This is a genomic window from Pseudarthrobacter sp. GQ63 (assembly GCF_059758765.1).
In genome coordinates this window covers 33,219-52,130 of record NZ_JCAXEF010000019.1, presented here as the reverse complement: position 1 = coordinate 52,130, position 18,912 = coordinate 33,219, and the positions used below count along the sequence as shown (strand labels likewise).

14 protein-coding genes are annotated in these 18,912 nt (G+C 64.2%); 9 read left to right on the top strand and 5 right to left on the bottom strand.

Annotation, left to right across the window (positions count from 1 at the left end; genetic code table 11):
- On the bottom strand, positions 1 to 1,203 hold a 1,203-nt coding region (locus AC6CHP_RS19750), incomplete at its 3' end, for a hypothetical protein (RefSeq protein ID WP_498231754.1).
- Between the two features lie 540 nt (positions 1,204 to 1,743).
- Between AC6CHP_RS19750 and AC6CHP_RS19745 the strand changes: the two genes are divergently transcribed.
- The 8 genes from AC6CHP_RS19745 (at position 1,744) to AC6CHP_RS19710 (ending at position 10,020) form a co-directional block, all read left to right on the top strand.
- Positions 1,744 to 3,165, top strand: coding sequence for an amino acid permease (locus AC6CHP_RS19745; RefSeq protein ID WP_427116606.1), 1,422 nt, complete (start codon positions 1,744 to 1,746; stop codon positions 3,163 to 3,165).
- Positions 3,166 to 3,407: 242 nt separating this feature from the next.
- Positions 3,408 to 3,713 carry a 30S ribosomal protein S6 gene (gene rpsF, locus AC6CHP_RS19740; RefSeq protein WP_011693941.1) on the top strand — a complete coding sequence of 102 codons (306 nt, stop codon included), beginning with the start codon at positions 3,408 to 3,410 and terminating at the stop codon, positions 3,711 to 3,713.
- 70 nt (positions 3,714 to 3,783) lie between these two features.
- Positions 3,784 to 4,374 (top strand): single-stranded DNA-binding protein, encoded by a 591-nt coding sequence (locus tag AC6CHP_RS19735; protein WP_188728389.1) that lies wholly within the window; start codon positions 3,784 to 3,786, stop codon positions 4,372 to 4,374.
- A 126-nt stretch (positions 4,375 to 4,500) separates the two neighbouring features.
- Positions 4,501 to 4,740, top strand: a complete 240-nt coding sequence (gene rpsR / locus AC6CHP_RS19730; protein ID WP_003800144.1) for a 30S ribosomal protein S18 — start codon at positions 4,501 to 4,503, stop codon at positions 4,738 to 4,740.
- Between the two features lie 17 nt (positions 4,741 to 4,757).
- Positions 4,758 to 5,210 (top strand): 50S ribosomal protein L9, encoded by a 453-nt coding sequence (gene rplI / locus AC6CHP_RS19725; protein ID WP_104186774.1) that lies wholly within the window; start codon positions 4,758 to 4,760, stop codon positions 5,208 to 5,210.
- Between the two features lie 72 nt (positions 5,211 to 5,282).
- Complete coding sequence (locus AC6CHP_RS19720; RefSeq protein WP_498231750.1) at positions 5,283 to 6,140, top strand: PhzF family phenazine biosynthesis protein; 858 nt, start codon at positions 5,283 to 5,285, stop codon at positions 6,138 to 6,140.
- A gap of 84 nt (positions 6,141 to 6,224) precedes the next feature.
- The gene (locus AC6CHP_RS19715; RefSeq protein ID WP_498231748.1) at positions 6,225 to 6,851 is read left to right on the top strand and encodes an FMN reductase; all 627 of its coding nucleotides are present in this window, start codon (positions 6,225 to 6,227) and stop codon (positions 6,849 to 6,851) included.
- Between the two features lie 238 nt (positions 6,852 to 7,089).
- On the top strand, positions 7,090 to 10,020 hold the full coding sequence (locus tag AC6CHP_RS19710) for a CBM96 family carbohydrate-binding protein (protein ID WP_498231746.1): 2,931 nt from the start codon (positions 7,090 to 7,092) through the stop codon (positions 10,018 to 10,020).
- Positions 10,021 to 10,098: 78 nt separating this feature from the next.
- Here the strand turns inward: AC6CHP_RS19710 and AC6CHP_RS19705 are convergent, their stop codons facing one another.
- A complete protein-coding gene (locus tag AC6CHP_RS19705) occupies positions 10,099 to 10,668 on the bottom strand; it encodes a hypothetical protein (protein WP_188728381.1) in 570 nt (189 codons plus the stop codon).
- A 3-nt stretch (positions 10,669 to 10,671) separates the two neighbouring features.
- Positions 10,672 to 10,947: a hypothetical protein gene (locus AC6CHP_RS19700; RefSeq protein WP_104186784.1), complete on the bottom strand. Its 276-nt coding sequence runs from the start codon at positions 10,945 to 10,947 to the stop codon at positions 10,672 to 10,674.
- 663 nt (positions 10,948 to 11,610) lie between these two features.
- Between AC6CHP_RS19700 and dnaB the strand changes: the two genes are divergently transcribed.
- Positions 11,611 to 12,993: a replicative DNA helicase gene (gene dnaB, locus AC6CHP_RS19695; RefSeq protein ID WP_066272593.1), complete on the top strand. Its 1,383-nt coding sequence runs from the start codon at positions 11,611 to 11,613 to the stop codon at positions 12,991 to 12,993.
- Between the two features lie 25 nt (positions 12,994 to 13,018).
- Here the strand turns inward: dnaB and AC6CHP_RS19690 are convergent, their stop codons facing one another.
- Positions 13,019 to 13,990 carry an acyl-CoA thioesterase gene (locus AC6CHP_RS19690; RefSeq protein ID WP_188728377.1) on the bottom strand — a complete coding sequence of 324 codons (972 nt, stop codon included), beginning with the start codon at positions 13,988 to 13,990 and terminating at the stop codon, positions 13,019 to 13,021.
- A gap of 115 nt (positions 13,991 to 14,105) precedes the next feature.
- Positions 14,106 to 18,503, bottom strand: a complete 4,398-nt coding sequence (locus AC6CHP_RS19685) for a rhamnogalacturonan lyase family protein (protein WP_498231743.1) — start codon at positions 18,501 to 18,503, stop codon at positions 14,106 to 14,108.
- Positions 18,504 to 18,912: the final 409 nt, after the last annotated feature.

Genomic DNA, 18,912 nt, shown 5'->3' with positions numbered 1-18,912 from the left:
CGGAGGGGGAGCCGTTCCAAGCGACCGGTCCGAGTACCAGTAGCGCGAGGTGGCCGTGTTGGTGGCCATAACCACAACACCCGTGGTGGCGTTCACCCCCTGTTTAGTGGTGGTGACATTGTTCATGTTTGCTGACGCGCCGTCCTGGATAACCGGTGTTCCCCGTCCGGTGCCGAAGACAGGACTGTCCATGGAGGCGGTCTTCTCGTAGATGCTGCCGGACATTCCCGAATATGCGCAGCCGGATACTGATGTTGACGGGGCTGTATAGAACGCCCTCACCTGGTTATTGGCCGTATCCAACAGGATTTGAGGTCGGGAAACACAGTCAGCAATGGTTGCGATAGTTGATTTTGTGAACGCACCTGTTCCGGGTTTGAAGACCAGTAGCTGCAGCTGGGGCAAGGTCTTATCCGATGAGGTGCCGTCAAGGCTGGTCTTTGTCGCTGCGTAGACCCGTCCTGCCGAATCAGCCAAGAGGGCTTTAAGGTTCAGGTGATCGTCGGCCTGGCCTTTGCCCTGGACGGCGGGCTGCACCTTCCACGACGATGCTGCTGTTGGGGACGTCCCGTCGGTGCGGGTGGCCCAATAAACGGCTCCCGCAGGCTGGTCGCTCCACATCACGCCGATCTTGTTGTTGCCGAAGGCAACAACTGCCGAGATGTCATCGGGGGCGGGGTTTGGATCCGTAACAGGTAGCACGAACGGAGACCCCCAACTGGTCCCGCCCGGTGCGGACGAGTTCACGTAAACGCTGCTGGTGTAGCCGGAGCTTGAGCTTCCTGCCACCTGCGTCCACGTCGCCCAGATGGCGCCGGTGGTGTCCTTGTCGATTGTCAAGGACTCGCTGCTGTTGTTGTTGATGTTTGTAGGAAAGCCGGAGTCGAGCGTGTACTTGCCGGCACTGTAGCTGTACCTGTAGAGCTTGGCGGGCTGCCCCGAGACTGAAGCTTTTGCGCCGGAGTCCCCGGACACCGTCACCACATGGGAGGCGATGTAGAGTTTGTTCCCATCCCACAACGTGTCCGCTGACGCAGTGCCGCGGCTGTCATTCGTAACACCCGTGCTCACCCAGGTCCTCGTGGCCCTGTCCAGCCTATAGATCTGCCAGCCGGTTCCGGTGGTCCACATCTGCGCCCACCACGATCCGTCATTCCACCACAGTTTGCTCTGCGGTTTATCAGCGGTCGGGGGGTTGTCCACGCCGGAGTAACTGATGCTCTGGTAGCCGTAATTCTCTGCCGCATGGGCTGGGCCGCCAGACGTCAGAAGGCCTAGGACAAGCGCAACGGCCAAGGCCAGGGCTTGCGGAACGGGATGGCGAACTTTTGCTGTGTGCATATTCAGGTCCTTGGTGGCGCAGGTAGTCCTTAACGGCGTACCGCTGCTCTGGCGTCCCTCGCTTGAGTACGGGTGGAAGCCAATGTAGACCTCCGAAATTGCCGGGGGCAATGGGGGAAACCGGGAGTAAAACCACTAGGGGATACGGGGCTGCGGACTATTTCCTCCGTGTTTCCTTGTTGCCTGTCAGGCTCCACTTGTTTCGTGGGTGTACCTGCAGTTGGGCCAGGGCCAAAATTCGGCAGCCCAAGGCTGTGCCGATGCACAGCGCATCCGCTTATCGGCGCAATTTACAGTGAGAGAAATGTGTGACCGGCCCCACTGGAGGGCGCGGTCCTCAATCTTTCCGGCAAGTACTACCTGCCGATCCCATCTGCATAACCACCGAAGGACGGCACTCCCATGCCCGCTGACCAGCAGTTAGCCAAGTCGCTTAAGCCGCGGCACCTGTCCATGATCGCGATTGCCGGCGTTATCGGCGCCGGCCTGTTTGTGGGCTCCGGCGCCGCCATCCAGCAGGCGGGACCGGGGATCCTGCTCGCCTACATGGCTGCCGGCGTCGTGGTCATCCTGGTGATGCGGATGCTCGGTGAGATGGCGGCGGCCAACCCGGAGACGGGCTCCTTTTCCACCTACGCGGACAAGGCGCTGGGCCGCTGGGCCGGCTTCAGCATCGGCTGGCTGTACGCCTGGTTCTGGATCATCGTGCTGGGCATCGAGGCGACGGCCGGAGCGGCCATCATGCACCGCTGGGTTCCAGGGATCGACCAGTGGGTCTGGGCGCTCATCCTGATGGTCCTGCTGACGCTGACCAACCTTGGGTCCGTGAAGTCCTACGGTGAGTTCGAGTTCTGGTTCGCTTCCATCAAGGTCGCTGCGATCGTACTTTTCCTGCTCTTCGGCGCCGCCGCCATCCTCGGGTTCGTCCCCGGCGTCGCCGCCCCGGGGCTCAGCAACCTCACCGGCAACGGCGGATTCCTTCCGAACGGGCCGGGAGCTGTGCTTGCCGGGATCCTGGTGGTGGTCTTCTCCTTCTTCGGTGCGGAGATCGCCACCATCGCCGCCGGCGAATCGGAGAACCCCGTGGACGCCGTCAAGAAGGCCGTCAAGTCCACCGTGTGGCGGATCCTGGTCTTCTACATCGGGTCGATCGCCATCGTTGTCACCCTGCTGCCCTGGAATGACGCCAGCGTTGCCAAGAGCCCCTACGTTGCAGTCATTGAACTGTTCGGAATCCCGGGCGCCGGCACCATCATGGACGTCGTGGTCCTCACGTCCGTGCTGTCCTGCCTCAACTCCGGCCTGTACACCGCCAGCCGCATGCTCTTCTCGCTGTCCAAGCGGGGAGACGCCCCGGCCGCGTGGACCAGAATCTCCCGGCGGGGCGTCCCCGCTGCTGCCGTGCTCGCCTCCACCGTGGTGGGCTTTGTGACAGTGGGCCTCAACTACATCGCACCCGACACGGTTTTCCTCTTCCTGGTCAACACCTCCGGTGCCATTGCCCTGTTCGTGTGGCTTGTCATCGCGTCCTCCCAGCTGATCCTCCGCAAGCGCATGGGTGCCGCAGGCAAGGATCTTGCGCTGAAGATGTGGCTCTTCCCCTACCTGACATGGCTTTCCATCGCTAGCATCGTGGCGCTGCTGATCGGCATGGTCATCCTGGAGTCCACCAGGGAGTCCCTGCTGCTGTCCGTGGCCCTGGCGGCTGTTGTGGTGGCTGTGGGCGTGTGGCGCTACCGCAAGTCCGGTACGGGCCCGAAGGGCGGGGAGCCGCAGGATCCCACAACCCGGGAGTCGGCTGTGGAGGCCGCTTCGGCGTCGTAATTTCCCCGTTTGTTCGCTTGCACGTTTTCCACATAGGAGCCGTTGGTGCTGCAGCCCCTGCCAACACGGTCATAGCCTTGTGTCAGGCGCGAATCGCCTATCCGGTCCAGATGCACTAAGATATTGAAGTCTGTGCTGTGTCCTGCCTCCGTTCCGGCGGCGGGGCCCTGCATGGCATCGCAAATGAACCTCCTGTTACGGAAATGCCGTAACCGCTTAGCCCAAAGGAGGTGGGTTCACATATGCGTCCTTACGAATTGATGGTAATCATCGACCCCGAGGTCGAAGAGCGTACCGTTGAGCCGTCGCTTCAGAAGTTCCTGAACGTCATCACCAACGATGGTGGAACCATCGAAAAGGTTGACATCTGGGGCCGTCGCCGTCTGGCTTACGAAATCAAGAAGAAGTCTGAAGGTATCTACGCCGTGGTGAACTTCACCGCCAAGCCGGACACCGCCAAGGAACTTGACCGCCAGCTGTCTCTTAACGAGACCATCATGCGCACCAAGATCACCCGCCCCGAAGAGCAGAAGGTTGTTGCTGAGTAATTTCTGCACCGACTCTTCAATCTTTAACGCAGGAACGCACCCTTCACCCAGGACAACAAGGAGGCAGTAGATGGCAGGCGAGACCACCATTACGGTCATCGGTAATCTCACCAATGATCCGGAATTGCGGTTCACACCGTCCGGTTCAGCAGTAGCGAACTTCACCATCGCTTCCACCCCGCGTACCTTTGATCGCCAGTCCAACGAGTGGAAGGACGGGGAAACCCTGTTCCTCCGCGCCGCTGTCTGGCGTGAAGCAGCCGAGAACGTCGCCGAGTCCCTTACCAAGGGAATGCGCGTGATCGTGACCGGCCGCTTGAAGAGCCGTTCCTACGAAACCAAAGAAGGCGAAAAGCGCACCGTTATTGAGCTTGAGGTCGATGAAATCGGCCCCAGCCTGCGCTACGCCAATGCCAAGGTCAACCGCACCCAACGCTCCGGCGCTGGGGGTGCCGGAGGCGGCGCCCAGGGTGGCTTCGGCGGCGGCAACAGCGGCGGCGGCTTCGGAGGCGGCAACTCTGGTGGAAACCAGGGCGGCAACTCCGGTGGAGGCTGGGGCGGTGGCAACCAGCAGGCTGCGCAGGACGACCCCTGGGCAACGCCCGGCGTCTCCAACGCAGGCGGCTGGGGCAACGGCCCCGATTCCGAACCTCCCTTCTAAACACCCATTCAGGCCCGACGCCGGGACAGCCGAAAGTGCCTCCGGGCACCCAGGTGACTGCCGCCGTCGGACCACCACCATCCCGTGGATCAACATCCACGGGCTCCCTAGAATAGGAGCTCCACGATGGCTAAGGCTGAACTCCGTAAGCCCAAACCAAAGTCCAACCCCTTGAAGGCCGCTGACATCACTGTCATCGACTACAAGGACGTAGCATTGCTGCGCAAGTTCATCTCCGACCGCGGAAAGATCCGCGCCCGTCGCGTCACTGGCGTCACGGTGCAGGAACAGCGCAAGATCGCCCAGGCAATCAAGAACGCCCGCGAAGTTGCTCTGCTGCCTTACTCCGGCGCTGGCCGCGGCTAAGGAAGGGATTAACTAACATGGCAAAGCTCATTCTGACCCACGAAGTAACCGGTCTCGGTGCTGCTGGCGACGTTGTCGAGGTCAAGGACGGTTACGCACGTAACTACCTCCTGCCCCGCAACTTCGCCCTGACCTGGTCGAAGGGTGGCGAAAAGCAGGTTGAGTCCATCAAGGCTGCCCGCGCTGCCCGCGAGCACGCTTCCCTGGAAGATGCTCAGAAGCAGGCCGCTGCACTGTCCTCCAAGCCGGTCAAGCTCGTCGTCAAGGCTGGCGAAACCGGACGCCTGTTCGGCACCGTCAAGCAGGGCGACGTCGCTGACGCCGTCGAGGCCGCCGGCCTTGGCAGCATCGACAAGCGCAAGGTTGAACTGCCCGTGCACATCAAGTCGGTAGGTTCCTACCAGGCCAACGTCCGTCTGCACGAGGACGTTGCCGCTGTCATCGAACTCGATGTTGTGGCTGGCAAGTAGTCCCTGACTGCTGGAAAGACCCCCGCTGCCGGATTCCGGCAGCGGGGGTCTTTTGCTTGATAGCTTCGTACGGTGAACAGCACCGAACTTCCAGCCCGCAGCCGCCCGTTCCACCAGGTCGATGTCTTCGCCCGCGAGCCCTACCGCGGAAACCCGCTCGCCGTCGTCGTTGATGCCGAGGGTCTGACGCCGGAGCGGATGCAGCAGTTCGCCAACTGGACCAACCTGTCGGAGACCACGTTCCTGCTGCCCCCAACCGATCCGCGTGCAGATTACCGGGTCCGCATCTTTACCGGCAGTGAGGAATTCCCCTTCGCCGGGCACCCCACCTTGGGGTCTGCCCACACGTGGCTTGAGCGCGGCGGAATTCCGCAAACGGACGGCTTCGTTGTCCAGGAATGCGGCGCGGGCCTGGTTCGCGTTAAGCGCGACGGCGGGATGCTCGCCTTCGCAGCTCCCCCTTTGACCCGTTGTGGTCCAGTGGACGGGGCTATCCGTCGCCGGATCGCTGCGGGGCTCCGCCTGGCTGAAACCGATGTGGTGGATGCGTCATGGCTGGTGAATGGTCCCGAATGGATCGGTGTGCTGCTGGGTTCCGCGGAGCAGGTCAGGGCTGTGAATCCTGACGTCGCGGCCCTGGGCGGCCTGAAAATCGGGATTATCGGGCCGGGGCCGGGGGATGGCGGCGCAGACTTCGAGGTCCGCACGTTCATCCCGGGCGACGCCATGGTGGAGGATCCCGTCACGGGCAGCTTTAATGCGGGTGCAGCGCAATGGCTGATCGGCAGCAACAGGGCTCCGCAGGAGTACGTGGCGGCCCAAGGGACGGCACTGGGCCGCGCAGGCCGCGTCCACGTCAAAGCCGACGGCAGCGACATTTGGGTGGGCGGACACTCCACCACCTGCATCCGGGGATCAGTGCTTCTCTAGCGGGAATACTCCGTAAGCTCCCACCGTTCACCGTATAGATGCATGTGCATATATGCTGGAATGATAGAGCAACAGGAGAATGCCATGGAGACCCGCCGCATCACAGTCCTTTCCGCCGGACTCGGCGTACCGTCGTCGAGCAGGCTGCTGGCCGACCAGTTGTCAGCCGCAGCCGAGCGGCACCTGGACGGCGCCGGCCTCGGCGTGCAGGTGGACGTCGTGGAACTCCGCGACCTGGCGGTGGACATCGCCAACAACTTCGTCACAGGCTACGCCGCGCCCCGGCTGGCCGAGGTGATAGCCGGCGTGGAAGCTTCGGACGGAATCATCGCCGTGACGCCGGTGTTCAGTGCGTCCTACAGCGGTCTGTTCAAATCCTTCATCGACGTCCTTGATCCCAAGTCGCTCGACGGCAAGGCCGTCCTGCTGGGCGCTACCGGCGGCACGGACCGCCACCAGATGGTCCTGGACTACGCCCTGCGCCCGCTGTTCAGCTACCTGCGGACCAGGATTGTAGCCACGGGCGTCTTTGCGGGTCCGCAGGACTGGGGCACCATGGACGACGGCGGCTCCTCACTTTCGGACCGCATCGACCGGGCCGCAGGGGAGTTCACGCGGCTCCTTGAAGGGGCCCAGCCCGGCCGGAAGCCCGCTCCAATGGAGTCCCTCCCCTTCGAGCAGCTTCTGGCCGGCATCTCCGGCAACGGGTGACGGCCGGCCGGCGCCACACATGAGGTAGTGTCCCGTTCGAATTAGGGGTTGCAATTAAGGGCTTCGCGGTTGACACTGATCGAGCGTGGGGACCGACGTTCAACTCCGGGGAGCGCACATGGGCGGACATGCTACAGGTCGGCGTATTCATGCTGAAAGCCGGGGAGGTGGTTGCCTGGACGGTGCCCGTTCACGCCGGCTGGGGATCCCATGGCTCACCGCCCTGCTGGCAGCCCTAGTGCTTGCCTTGGGTGTGGTGGTGGTGCCGGGTGGGGCGTCCGCTGCCGAGGGTGACGTCGGGGTCGAGGGCCCGTCGCACTCGGGGACGGGAACGCCGACTGGTACCAAGCGGGCGACGAGTGCGTTGTGGTTCAACGACGGGCTCTGGTGGGGGAACCTGTGGGACACCGCCAGTTCGGATTTCCATATCTTCCGGTTCAATACCGCCACGAGCGCGTGGGTAGACACCGGCGTGGCGACGGACACCCGCTCGAACACCCACCACGACGTCCTCTGGGACGGGGCAACGCTGCATGTGGCGAGCTACCGGTTCGTCAATGACGGTCTGCCGGCTGAGCCCAACTTCCCGTCGACGATGCGGCGGTTCAGCTACGATCCTGGTACGAAGACGTACTCGCTGCAGAGCGCTTCAAACATCAACAACTACCGCGTTGAGACACTGTCCATTGACAAGGACTCGACAGGCCGCGTGTGGGCCACCTGGCAGCAGGGAAACCGCATCTACCTGAACGTCACGGGCACGGATGGCAGGACGTGGGGGACACCGTTCCCGCATCCTGCATCGTTGAGCAACGTGTCTGTTGACGACTCGTCAGCGGTGATCGCGTTCGGGCCGGGCAAGATAGGTGTGATGTGGAGCCGGCAGCTCGATGATTCCTCCGACGGCATGTACTGGAGCTATCACGTCGACGGAGCCTCGAATACCGATTGGACCACGCCTGTTGCTGCTGTCTCCGGGGAGCGCAGCGGTGATGACCATATGAACCTGAAGTGGCTTGACTCCTCGGGTGGCCAGGTTTTCGCCGCCATCAAGACGTCGTTCACCTCGGCGGCCCAGCCGCTGATCCAGCTGTTGGCGTTGAACGGAACCACATGGTCGGCGCACACGATCGCGACTGTGTCGGAGTGCCCGAACCGGGTGATCGTCCTGATCGACGAGAGCACTCGAAGGCTCCGGACCTTTGCCACCTATCCGAAGCCGAGCGGCACCACGAACGCCGGCACCTGCACCAGCTCGGGCGGTGCGATCTACGAGAAGTCCACGCCGCTGGACAACATCAGCTTCAGCAGCGCTAAGACCGCCCGGATCGTCGACGCCGACCAGTACGTCCACAATGTGACGTCGACGAAGCAGAACCTCAACAGCGCGGCGCGGGGCACAGCCAGCAGTGGTCTGTTGCTGCTCGCGGATGTGAACGCCACCAGCCGGTACTGGCACTTTTACGATCCCAGCAGTGGTGGCGGTGGTGGTGATACGACGGCTCCGGTGGTGTCGGGCACGTCCCCGGATAATGGTGCCACCGGCGTGGCGGTGTCGGCGGACGTGACTGCCACGTTCTCCGAGGCGATGGATGCGTCCACCGTTGGGTCGGGCACGTTTACTTTGGAGTCCGGGACGGGGGCGGTGACGGCCTCGGTGAGCCTCAACGGCGCTGGCAACGTTGCGACGTTGAGCCCTGACGCGGACCTGGCGGCCGGCACCACGTTCACGGCCACGATCGAGGGCGGTTCCGCCGGGGTGAAGGATGCTGCCGGGAACGCACTGGCGTCGGATAAGACGTGGACGTTCACGACGGCTTCGGCTGGCGGTGGCGGCACACCGGAAAGCGTCACGCTCACGGCCACCGCGGACAGCTATGTATCAAGCACGGCGACGGGGACGAACTATGGAACAAGTACCGTGCTGGCCGTGGACAACAGCCCGGCGGAGGTCACGTACCTGAAGTTCGATCTCTCGGCGTATGCGGGCAGGACACTGGAGAGTGCCAACCTGCAGCTGCGCAGCGCCGGGAGCGGGTCGAGGGGTACGCAGAACGTCAAGCTGGTTGCTGATGACAGTTGGTCCGAGGGCGGAATCACCTACACCAATCGGCCCGCTCTCGGCGCCGGCCTCGGCACATTCGGTCCGACGACGACCAACACCAACTACAGCGTTCCGCTCACGGTGAGCGGCTTGTCCGGTGAGCTCGGCCAACAGCTCTCCCTGGGCCTGGACTCCAGCAGCAGCGACGGCCTTGACCTCAACTCCAGGGAGGCCGGCAGTGCTGCCGCACCCAAACTCGTCCTCACCATGTCCGGCGGGAATGGTGGCGGTGGTGGTGATACGACGGCTCCGGTGGTGTCGGGCACGTCCCCGGATAATGGTGCCACCGGCGTGGCGGTGTCGGCGGACGTGACTGCCACGTTCTCCGAGGCGATGGATGCGTCCACCGTTGGGTCGGGCACGTTTACTTTGGAGTCCGGGACGGGGGCGGTGACGGCCTCGGTGAGCCTCAACGGCGCTGGCAACGTTGCGACGTTGAGCCCTGACGCGGACCTGGCGGCCGGCACCACGTTCACGGCCACGATCGAGGGCGGTTCCGCCGGGGTGAAGGATGCTGCCGGGAACGCACTGGCGTCGGATAAGACGTGGACGTTCACGACGGCTTCGGCTGGCGGTGGCGGCACACCGGAAAGCGTCACGCTCACGGCCACCGCGGACAGCTATGTATCAAGCACGGCGACGGGGACGAACTATGGAACAAGTACCGTGCTGGCCGTGGACAACAGCCCGGCGGAGGTCACGTACCTGAAGTTCGATCTCTCGGCGTATGCGGGCAGGACACTGGAGAGTGCCAACCTGCAGCTGCGCAGCGCCGGGAGCGGGTCGAGGGGTACGCAGAACGTCAAGCTGGTTGCTGATGACAGTTGGTCCGAGGGCGGAATCACCTACACCAATCGGCCCGCTCTCGGCGCCGGCCTCGGCACATTCGGTCCGACGACGACCAACACCAACTACAGCGTTCCGCTCACGGTGAGCGGCTTGTCCGGTGAGCTCGGCCAACAGCTCTCCCTGGGCCTGGACTCCAGCAGCAGCGACGGCCTTGACCTCAACTCCAGGGAGGCCGGCAGTGCTGCCGCACCCAAACTCGTCCTGGCGCTGGGGTAGTCCTACAGGACCGGTCAGGTAGTCCAACATGACGGGGATGATCGGGCCGCCCCAGGGCGGCGAGGCGACCGGCCAGGCCTAGTCGTCCAGCAGTTCGATGAACTCCCGGGCCTGCTTCATGGAGATATCTGAGTGCCGCGTGAGCGCCGAGGCAGCAGCCTCCGTGTCGCCGTTGCGGGCCAGGGTGCGTATCCGGCCATAGATCTCGTCGTTGAGCATGTTGCTGCTGACCTCGCGGGTCACGTCGCCCTTGCTGGCGATCGCCCGGTAGCGGTAGGGGAACCTTTGGGGCTCATCATCCTCATCGTCCGGTTCCGGGGTAGCCGCCTCCGGGCCCCGGTAAGGCTGCGGGTGTGCCGCCAGCGCTCCTACGGCGTCTCGTGAGGCGCGCAGTCCGTCGCCTGTGGCTTCGTAGTACAGCTTGATGGCTGCCATGGCCTGGCCCTGTGCGATCAGGGCATAGAGCCGCCGGTGTTCGTCCTCGGAAAGTTTGGCGGCCGCCGTGCGGGCGAGGTCGGCGGAGGTGGCTGCGGGCGCCTGCGGCTCGGCGCCCGCGGAGGCCTTCCGCCTGCTGATGGCGCGGGCCGCCAACGTGACTCCGGCAGCCACGGCCAGGAGGATGAGGACAGGGACCACAAGCGATTCCATTTTCTAGCGCCGTTCTGTGTACTTCCTGGCTGGGGCCAGGTCTGAATGCATCGCCTGGGTGTTTTGGCTTGGCCTCGTGGTGGACTCCAGGCGTGCGCGGGCGGCCGTGGCAGCCTGGACCTGGGCCGCGTAGTGCTGCGCTGAACGTTCCGCCAGGTCACGCTGGTATTTCTCGGCATCGGACAAGCCCGTATCCCGCGGACTGAGGGCCGTGGCCAGGCCCCAGATGAGCGCCACCAACACAATCGCCGGCAGCAGTACCAGCACTAGTTCGCCCATGTATAGAGCTTATGCCAGATCCGGTTTATCCACAGCAACATTCATCTATGCGCATACTCAACGGTCCGCTGGGGCGTTGACCCCGGGACCCGGATAGCAACGGTCCGCAGCGGTCGCGGGATGAACTGCATCACTGCCACGGAGGGGGCGGTTTTACTCCACCGGTGCTGCCATGGGCTGTGGATGAAATTATCCGGAAGAAATCTTTACTCCACATGCTGGCGGCGACGTTTCTGCTGGTCAGCGCGCTTAAGGCGCGTAAAGTTTTTTGCTTTCCACAGCCTTTCCCACAGGCTGTGCACAAGCTATGCCCTTTAGTGCACAGGTTTTCCACAGGGCCTGGTGCCTGTTGACTTTGCCGCTGGGGCGCGGGGGACTAGCGTAGCGGGGTACCTGTTTTTCAGGGCTCCTGTGGTTCCGGACGGATGCCGGGAAGAGCAGCCGCAGGGCATCCGGAGCCTTAAGAAGAGGCCCATTGTGGAAAACCTGTGGATATGGGGATAACTCTCAAAATTCCCGGCTGCAGGGCTGGATCCCCAGCGATTGTCACACCCCGCTGGTACACCTGGACAGGTAGCGGAGCCCGGCTTTCGGGCAACGCCCTAGCAGGACGGTTAACCACCGGTGCCACCAAGGCCCCGGCTCACATGGAGGACGGCAGCTTTGTCAATCGCGCATCTGGATCCGGTAGAGACAACCCGCGGATCTGAAGCCAGCCGCAAGCCGCCGCAGGACATCCCTGCCGAGCAGTCCGTGCTGGGCGGCATGATGCTGTCCAAGGATGCCATCGCCGATGTCGTGGAAATCCTCCGCGGCCAGGACTTCTACCGCCCGGCGCACGAAACCATTTACGAAGCCATTATCGACCTCTATGGCCGCGGTGAGCCCGCCGACGCCGTGACTGTCTCCGATGAGCTCACCAAGCGAGCTGAGATCAACAGGATCGGCGGCCCTGCCTACCTGCACGAGCTTATCCAGACCGTTCCCACCGCCGCCAACGCCGGCTACTACGCAGAGATCGTTGCCGAACGGGCCGTGCTCCGGCGCCTCGTGAACGCGGGCACAAAGATCGTCCAGCTGGGCTATGGCTCCGACGGCGAGGTGGAGGACCTGGTGAACCAGGCCCAGGCCGAGGTGTACGCGGTGGCAGAGCGCCGCACTGCCGAGGACTACGTCGTCCTGAAGGACGTCATGGAGTCCACGGTGGATGAGATCGAAGCCTCCGGCCACCGCGGTGAGGGCATGACCGGTGTGCCCACGGGGTTCTACGAACTGGATGAGCTCACCCACGGCCTGCACCCCGGCCAGATGATTGTGATCGCAGCCCGCCCGGCTGTGGGTAAGTCCACCTTCGCGCTGGACTTCGCCCGCTCGGCAGCCATCAAGAACAACCTGGCCACAGTGATGTTCTCGCTCGAAATGGGCCGGAACGAAATTGCCATGCGCCTCCTGTCCGCCGAGGCCACCATCGGGCTGCAGGACCTCCGCAAGGGCACCATCAAGGACGAGCAATGGTCCAAGATCGCCACCACCATGGGCCGGATGAATGATGCCCCGCTCTTTATCGATGACAGCCCCAACATGTCGCTGATGGAGATCCGGGCAAAGTGCCGGCGCCTGAAGCAGCAGCACGATCTCAAACTCGTGATCCTCGACTACCTGCAGCTCATGAGCTCCGGTAAAAAGGTCGAGTCCCGCCAGCAGGAGGTCTCCGAGTTTTCACGTGCGCTGAAGCTCCTGGCCAAGGAGCTCCAGGTCCCCGTGATCGCTCTGTCCCAGCTCAACCGTGGCTCTGAGCAGCGCCAGGATAAGCGGCCCATGGTCTCCGACCTCCGCGAATCGGGCTCCATCGAGCAGGACGCCGACATGGTGATCCTGCTGCACCGTGAGGACGTCTACGACAAGGAGTCCCCCCGCGCAGGGGAGGCTGACATCCTGGTGGCCAAGCACCGCAACGGCCCCACCAAGGACATCGTGGTTGCCTTCCAGGGCCACTACTCACGGTTCGCCAACATGGCAGCCGACGCCGGCGGCGGCGGCTTCTAGGAGCGCCGCCGTGGGTGCCCCGGGCTTAGCCCCGGGCCAGCAGGTGGTTGGGCAGCCGGTTTCCCGGGGCCGTGCCCCTGATTTCCAGCAGTTCGCGGGCATGGGCGTGCAGTCTCTTGTCCTCTTCGCTGACCGGCACCCACGAGGGTACGGGGACGGAGTTACCGTCCGCGTCGCGCGCCACCATCACTGTCAGGCAATAGGTGGTGAGGTTCATTTCGCGGCTCTTGGGGTCGCCTGAGCGGACATGTACGGCAATGTGCATGCCTTTGGTGCCGGTGTACACCAGCCGCGCCTCCACCTCCACCACGTGGCCAATCAACAGGGGACGGTAGAACCGGACCCCGCCGGAGAAGACAGCCACGGTGTCCATGCCGCAGTACCGGGAGGCGCACACGTAGGCGGCCTCGTCGATCCACTTCATGACGATCCCGCCGTGGACCTTGCCGCCCCAGTTCACGTCGGTGGGTGCGGCCATGAACCGCAGGGTAACCCGTTCGGCCGTACCCGCGTCCGTATATTCCTGCCGGTTCATGGCTTCGACGATCTGTTCGCGTACCTTGATCCGTGCCAGCGCGTGGTCCCGCTGTTCAATCTCTTCGGCGGTGACGGGTTCGAACTGCTGGACCGGGATCGGTTTTCCCTCCTCGCCCACAGCTACGAAAATCACCATGCACTGGCTTCGCATGGTGGCCGGACCGCCCTTGGGATCCCCGGAGGAAACCACGGTCCGGATGTGCATCGAGGACCGTCCGGTGTAGACGATGGTGGCCTCGACCTCCACCATGTCGCCGCTGTTGACGGGATCGGCGAAGTGAATGTTTCCCACGTAGGCGGTGACGCAGTAAGACTTCGCCCACCCCACCGCAGCGGCATACGCGGCCTTGTCCACCCACTCCAGGACGGTTCCGGCGTCCACGGAGCCGCTGTGGCCCACATCCGTGGGAGCGGCCAAAAAACGGAGTGTCACGGAGTTGGAGGCAGGCGTCTCGGTCATGCTGTGATCATACTGACGCCCGGTGTTACCGGCGGGTTGCCTCCAAAACGGGGCCGGACATGGCGCTGCCCCGCCCGCCGGGCTGGCGGACGGGGCAGCGGGCAGATCCGGCGGGTCAGCCTGCGCGGGTGTAGACGATGTCCGGCTGGGCCGGAAGTTCCATCCCAACACCCACGTAGAAGCTGGGGTGTGGCGGCTGGTTGTACGAGACGTTCTCGCGTGCAACCGAGAGCCGGTATACGGGATCGTGCATCAGCGTCCGGAGCCGGACGTCGGTCCCGGCGGTGGTGGTGTAGATGCGCAGCTCCGTGCTGTCCGACGACGGCCACGCAATTTCCTCGCGCCAGTCACCGAGGAGGTCGGCCTGGATGGCCGGGGTTCCCTTGGTGCCGTTGTTGGACTTCGCACCGGTTGCCGTGAGCAGCCGGTCGCTGGATTCCGTTTCCCAGTTCCACTTGGCGATGCTGGGCGTGCCGGTGGTGGTTGCCGCGTTCCAGTCATGGTCAACGATCTCCCGCAGCAGGTCGCCGTCCCACCAGGCCAGGAAGTTGGCTGCCGGGATGCTGTTGGCGATCAGCTCGCCCCTTGCGGAGCGCAGCTCGCCCACCGGGGAGTTCCAGGCAGCGTCGCCGCCGATGGCCCAGCCCTCCGCCCCCGCGTGGCGCGGGTCGATGTCACCGGCGGCAGCGCGTCCGGTGTCCTTGGCGGCCGGGATGCTCCAGAGGATCTCCCCGGTGCGCGCATCACGGAATGTGGCTCCCCTGTTGCCGCTGGCCCCCATGTCCTCGTGGGCCGCGAACACTTCCAGGCCCGGACGGGACGGATCGAGGTCGCTGGTGTGGATGGCATCACCGTGGCCCAGGCCAGTGTTGTACAGCGGCTTGCCGTTGTCGTCGATGGTCATGGAGCCGAAGACGAACTCGTCCTTTCCATCGGCGTCCACATCCGCTACGGACAGGTTGTGGTTGCCCTGGCTGCGGTACTGGGCGCCTGCGGCGTCCGAGTCGAAGATCCAGCGCTTGCTGATTTTGCCGCCCACGAGGTCGTAGGTGGCAAGCACGGTGCGGGTGTAATAGCCGCGGCTGAACATCATGGACGGGCGCTCCCCGTCCAGGTAGGCCACTGCGCCGAGGAAGCGGTCAACGCGGTTGCCGTAGCCGTCACCCCATGCTGCCACGTCACCACGGGGAGGGTCGTAGGCCACCGTGTCCATGATGGTGCCGGTTGCCCCGTGGAAGACACTGAGGAACTCCGGGCCCGTCAGCACGTAGCCGCTGCTGTTGCGGTGGTCTGCTCCAGCGTTTCCAATCACCGTTCCGGCAGCGTCGCGCGTGCCGTCCGCCGTCTTCATGGCAACTTCGGCCCTGCCGTCGCCGTCGAAGTCGTAGGCGAGCAACTGCGTGTAGTGGGCGCCGGCGCGGATGTTCGGACCCATGTTGATCCGCCAGAGCCTGGTGCCGTCCATGCGGTAGGCGTCCACGTACACCAGTCCGGTGTAGCCCGCCTGTGAGTTGTCCTTGGAGTTGGAGGGCGACCACATCTGGAGGATCTCGTACGTTCCGTCGCCGTCCAGGTCAGCCACGCTGGAGTCGCCGGCGGAGTAGCTGTAAGGCTGTCCGTCCTTCGTGTAGTCATCCGCGGGCTTGTCCAGCTTTACGGCCAGGTAGTTCTGCGCCAGCGGCGTGAACTCGGCGGTGAGCTGTTCCCCGCCGTTGCCCACGGTCTTGACGGCGTACCGGGACGATGAGGTCCCGGAGGGGTCCAGGAACGTGGTGCTGCTGCGGATCGGCTCCTCGGTGAGCTGGACGCCGTCGCGGATGACATGGAAGCCGATCTGTTCAGGGTCCAGGCCGAGCATGCGCCAGCCCACCCGCACGCCTTCGCCGGTCAGCAGGGCCACCGGTGCCCGGTCCAGGTTTTCCATCTGCCGGTTCACTACGGTGACCTTTTCGGTTCCCACCACGGGTGAGGGCGCGGATTCGCCGCCCTTGTTCACCGTGGTGACCCGGTAGTAGTACTTGATGGTGGTCAGGACCGAGTAGTCGGTGTAGTTCACTTCGGTGGCACGGCCCACGTAGCCGAAGGGGCCGTCGGGTGAGGTGGACCGGTAGACGAGGTATGCGGCAGCGCCGGACACCTTCTGCCACTTGAGCATGACGCTCGTCTTCTCCACTGCCTTCACGTCCACCTTGCCCGTGGCAGCGGGCACCGGAGTGGCGGGGTCAACCAGGGCGGTCTCCACCGTGTTGGACGGAACGGACTCGAGGCCGGTGTTGTCCAGGGCGCTGACGAAGTACTTGTACGTCAGTCCCGCGAAGGCAGTGGTGTCCTGGAATGACGCAGTGGCCACGTTCTCGGCGATCAGCTGCGGTTCGGCTTCGAAGGACGCCTGGCGGAACACCTTGTAGCTGGCGGCGTCTGCCACGGCGTCCCAGGCGAGGTCCACGGTGGGCGGCTCGGAAGCGGCATTCACACCAGTGGTGTGCAGGTTGGTGGGTCCCACGAGCAGCGGAGTGACCTCCAGGCCGTTGAGCCGCTGGCCGGAGCCGCTGATGGTGAGGTTGAGCTGCCCATCGGAGACCAGGACCTGGTTGATGATCTTGGTTGCCGACGATGCACGGCCGGACGAGACCTGGCCGTAGGCGGTGCCCTCGGCCGCAACGTCGGTCCTTGTGGAGCCGATCCAGTCGCTGTGGTAGGTCTTCAGTGCGTAGGTGCCGTTGGGGACGTCCAGCTGGAATTCGAAGCTGGAGCCGCTGAGGACGAAGTCCCGCAGCAGGTTGCTGGTGACCGCTCCCCGATCCCGGTCGCTGAGCACCGAGATGTCCTTGAACCCAAAGCCGCGCCCGGCGGCGTAGCCCATGGTCCGGTTGACTTCGGTGTAGCCCGCCTCGACCGGAGCTCCCACGGGCCCAAAGTCGAACTTGTACTTTGCCTGCTTGGTGGTCACGGTGAGCATATCGCTGGGTTCCGAAAGCCCCTTGCCGTTCATAGCGGCGACGCGGACGTCATACGCGGTGCCCTCAGCCAGTCCGCCGAGGTTGGCAGTGGGAACCGTTGCTGTGGTGGTCAGCTTGTAGGCGCTGTCCGGCTCGGAGGCCAGCTTGCGGTACACCTTGTAGATGTCCGCGCCTTCAACGGGCTGCCATTTGAGGAGCGCGCCGGCGTTGGACACGCTTCCGGCCACCAGTCCCTGCGGCTTGGCGGGAACGGACGACGGCGGTGCGACTTCCTCGACGCGGGAGGCCAGCGGAACGTCGAGCTGCTTTACGCCTCCCGCCACCAGCCGGGCAATCTGGATGGCGCCGTACTCCTGGAAGTGGGTGTTGTCCACTGTCCCGGTGGGGCGGTTAGGGTACACGCCGGCATCGACGTGGAGGAATACGGATTTGGTGTCCTCCTGGCCGATCTCGTCGTAGTAGGCGCGGCTCGAGGCGGACAGGTCCACCAGGGCCACGTTCTCCTCGGCAGCGAGTTCCTGCATCTTGGCCACATACTCGGGGAAGCTGACGCGGAACTTGCCGGTGGCTTCGTCGTAGTCCCGGCGTCCCACGGGGGTCACCAGGACGGGGGTTGCGCCGCGCTGGCGGGCGCCGTTGACGTACGTGCGTAGGTATTCCTTGTAATCGGCGGGGGAGGCGTAGCGGTCGTCCACGCCGATGGTGGCGTCATTGTGGCCGAACTGGACCATCAGGTAATCGCCCGGATTGATGACCCGCAGGATCTCATCAAGGCGTCCCTGGGTGATGAAGTTCTTGGAACTGCGCCCGCCGATCGCGTGGTTCTTGAAGGAGACGCCGTCCTCGAAGTACCGGTCGATCATCTGGCCCCAGCCTGCCTGCGGGGCGAAGCCGGGGTCGTAGGTCTGCACCGTGGAGTCGCCAGCGAGGTAGACGCCCGGGTCCGTGGTGGCCGTGCGCGGCGCCCGCGCCGCAACCACCAGGGAATTGATTTTGGCCGCTGTGCCCGTGAAGTCGAGGTTGAGCTGGCCGTCCACCAGGGAGATGGGGAATTCCATCTCCAGGTACTGGCCCGCCGGCTTGTCGGTGAGCTGGACCTTGGCCATCTTTTCGGCCGTGATGGCAATGTTCGTGGCTTCGGTCGCGTCACCGGCAATGAGCTTGACGGTGTAGTCGCCATTGGGCAAGTCCACCTGGAACGTGCTGCCCTGCGCCTGGACAAAGTCGGACCGCAGCGGGTCTCCGGTGCCCCGGTCCACACCGGAGGTGGCGGCCGTGTCCGTGAAGCCGAACCTCGCGGCGGCGGAGTACTGGCTGGTGGCCCCTACCGGCGTGTAGCCGTCGGCTGTGGCTCCGGGGCCGAAGTCGAACGTGAAGCCGCTGCCCACTGCAGGGAGGGCGGTGTCTGCCTGAACTGCGGGGAGCCCTGTGAAGGCGATGGCGGCAGAGGCAACGGCCGCCGTCACGGCTTTTGCGCCGGCCGGCAGCCTGCGGCCGGACGGAGGCCCTTCCTGTGGAAGCGTGGTCAGTTGCGGGGGTCGATTCACGAACATCTCCTTCGATGAGCGGTGGCAAGGCGGACCCAGGATTTTTGGAACGATTCAAAGACGCGCCGGCGCGTTAGTCGGACGTATACCGCGAAAGGTTCCGGGTGATGATTCGGGGAATGGCTGAGACCTGGGAAGGGTGCCGCAGTTTTGACTGCGGCAATCTTGGTTTACCAGCCCGGATGCCGTCATGGCAAGCGTTTTCCCAACTTTCCCGTGACTTTATGGGGTTAGATGTTCGGGATTGTTAGGGGTGCGTGGGCCCTGCAGCAGCCCGGCGGCGGCGGAATCGCCGGAAAGCGCCCGCTTCGCCGTCCCGGAACGGCGAGCCCGCAGTCTTCCGGCGATCCGGCGGTTCCGGGGGCGGGTTGGGCGGGTTAACGGCCGACGGCGGACGCGCACCGAGGTGCCCATC

Excerpts from the sequence above, each read along its gene's own strand:
- AC6CHP_RS19705 (WP_188728381.1), bottom strand. The coding sequence starts at position 10,668 with ATGGAATCGCTTGTGGTCCCTGTCCTCATCCTCCTGGCCGTGGCTGCC.
- rpsF (WP_011693941.1), top strand. The coding sequence starts at position 3,408 with ATGCGTCCTTACGAATTGATGGTAATCATCGACCCCGAGGTCGAAGAG.
- AC6CHP_RS19700 (WP_104186784.1), bottom strand. The coding sequence starts at position 10,947 with ATGGGCGAACTAGTGCTGGTACTGCTGCCGGCGATTGTGTTGGTGGCG.
- rplI (WP_104186774.1), top strand. The coding sequence starts at position 4,758 with ATGGCAAAGCTCATTCTGACCCACGAAGTAACCGGTCTCGGTGCTGCT.
- rpsR (WP_003800144.1), top strand. The coding sequence starts at position 4,501 with ATGGCTAAGGCTGAACTCCGTAAGCCCAAACCAAAGTCCAACCCCTTG.
- AC6CHP_RS19745 (WP_427116606.1), top strand. The coding sequence starts at position 1,744 with ATGCCCGCTGACCAGCAGTTAGCCAAGTCGCTTAAGCCGCGGCACCTG.
- AC6CHP_RS19685 (WP_498231743.1), bottom strand. The coding sequence starts at position 18,503 with ATGTTCGTGAATCGACCCCCGCAACTGACCACGCTTCCACAGGAAGGG.
- AC6CHP_RS19735 (WP_188728389.1), top strand. The coding sequence starts at position 3,784 with ATGGCAGGCGAGACCACCATTACGGTCATCGGTAATCTCACCAATGAT.
- AC6CHP_RS19715 (WP_498231748.1), top strand. The coding sequence starts at position 6,225 with ATGGAGACCCGCCGCATCACAGTCCTTTCCGCCGGACTCGGCGTACCG.
- AC6CHP_RS19690 (WP_188728377.1), bottom strand. The coding sequence starts at position 13,990 with ATGACCGAGACGCCTGCCTCCAACTCCGTGACACTCCGTTTTTTGGCC.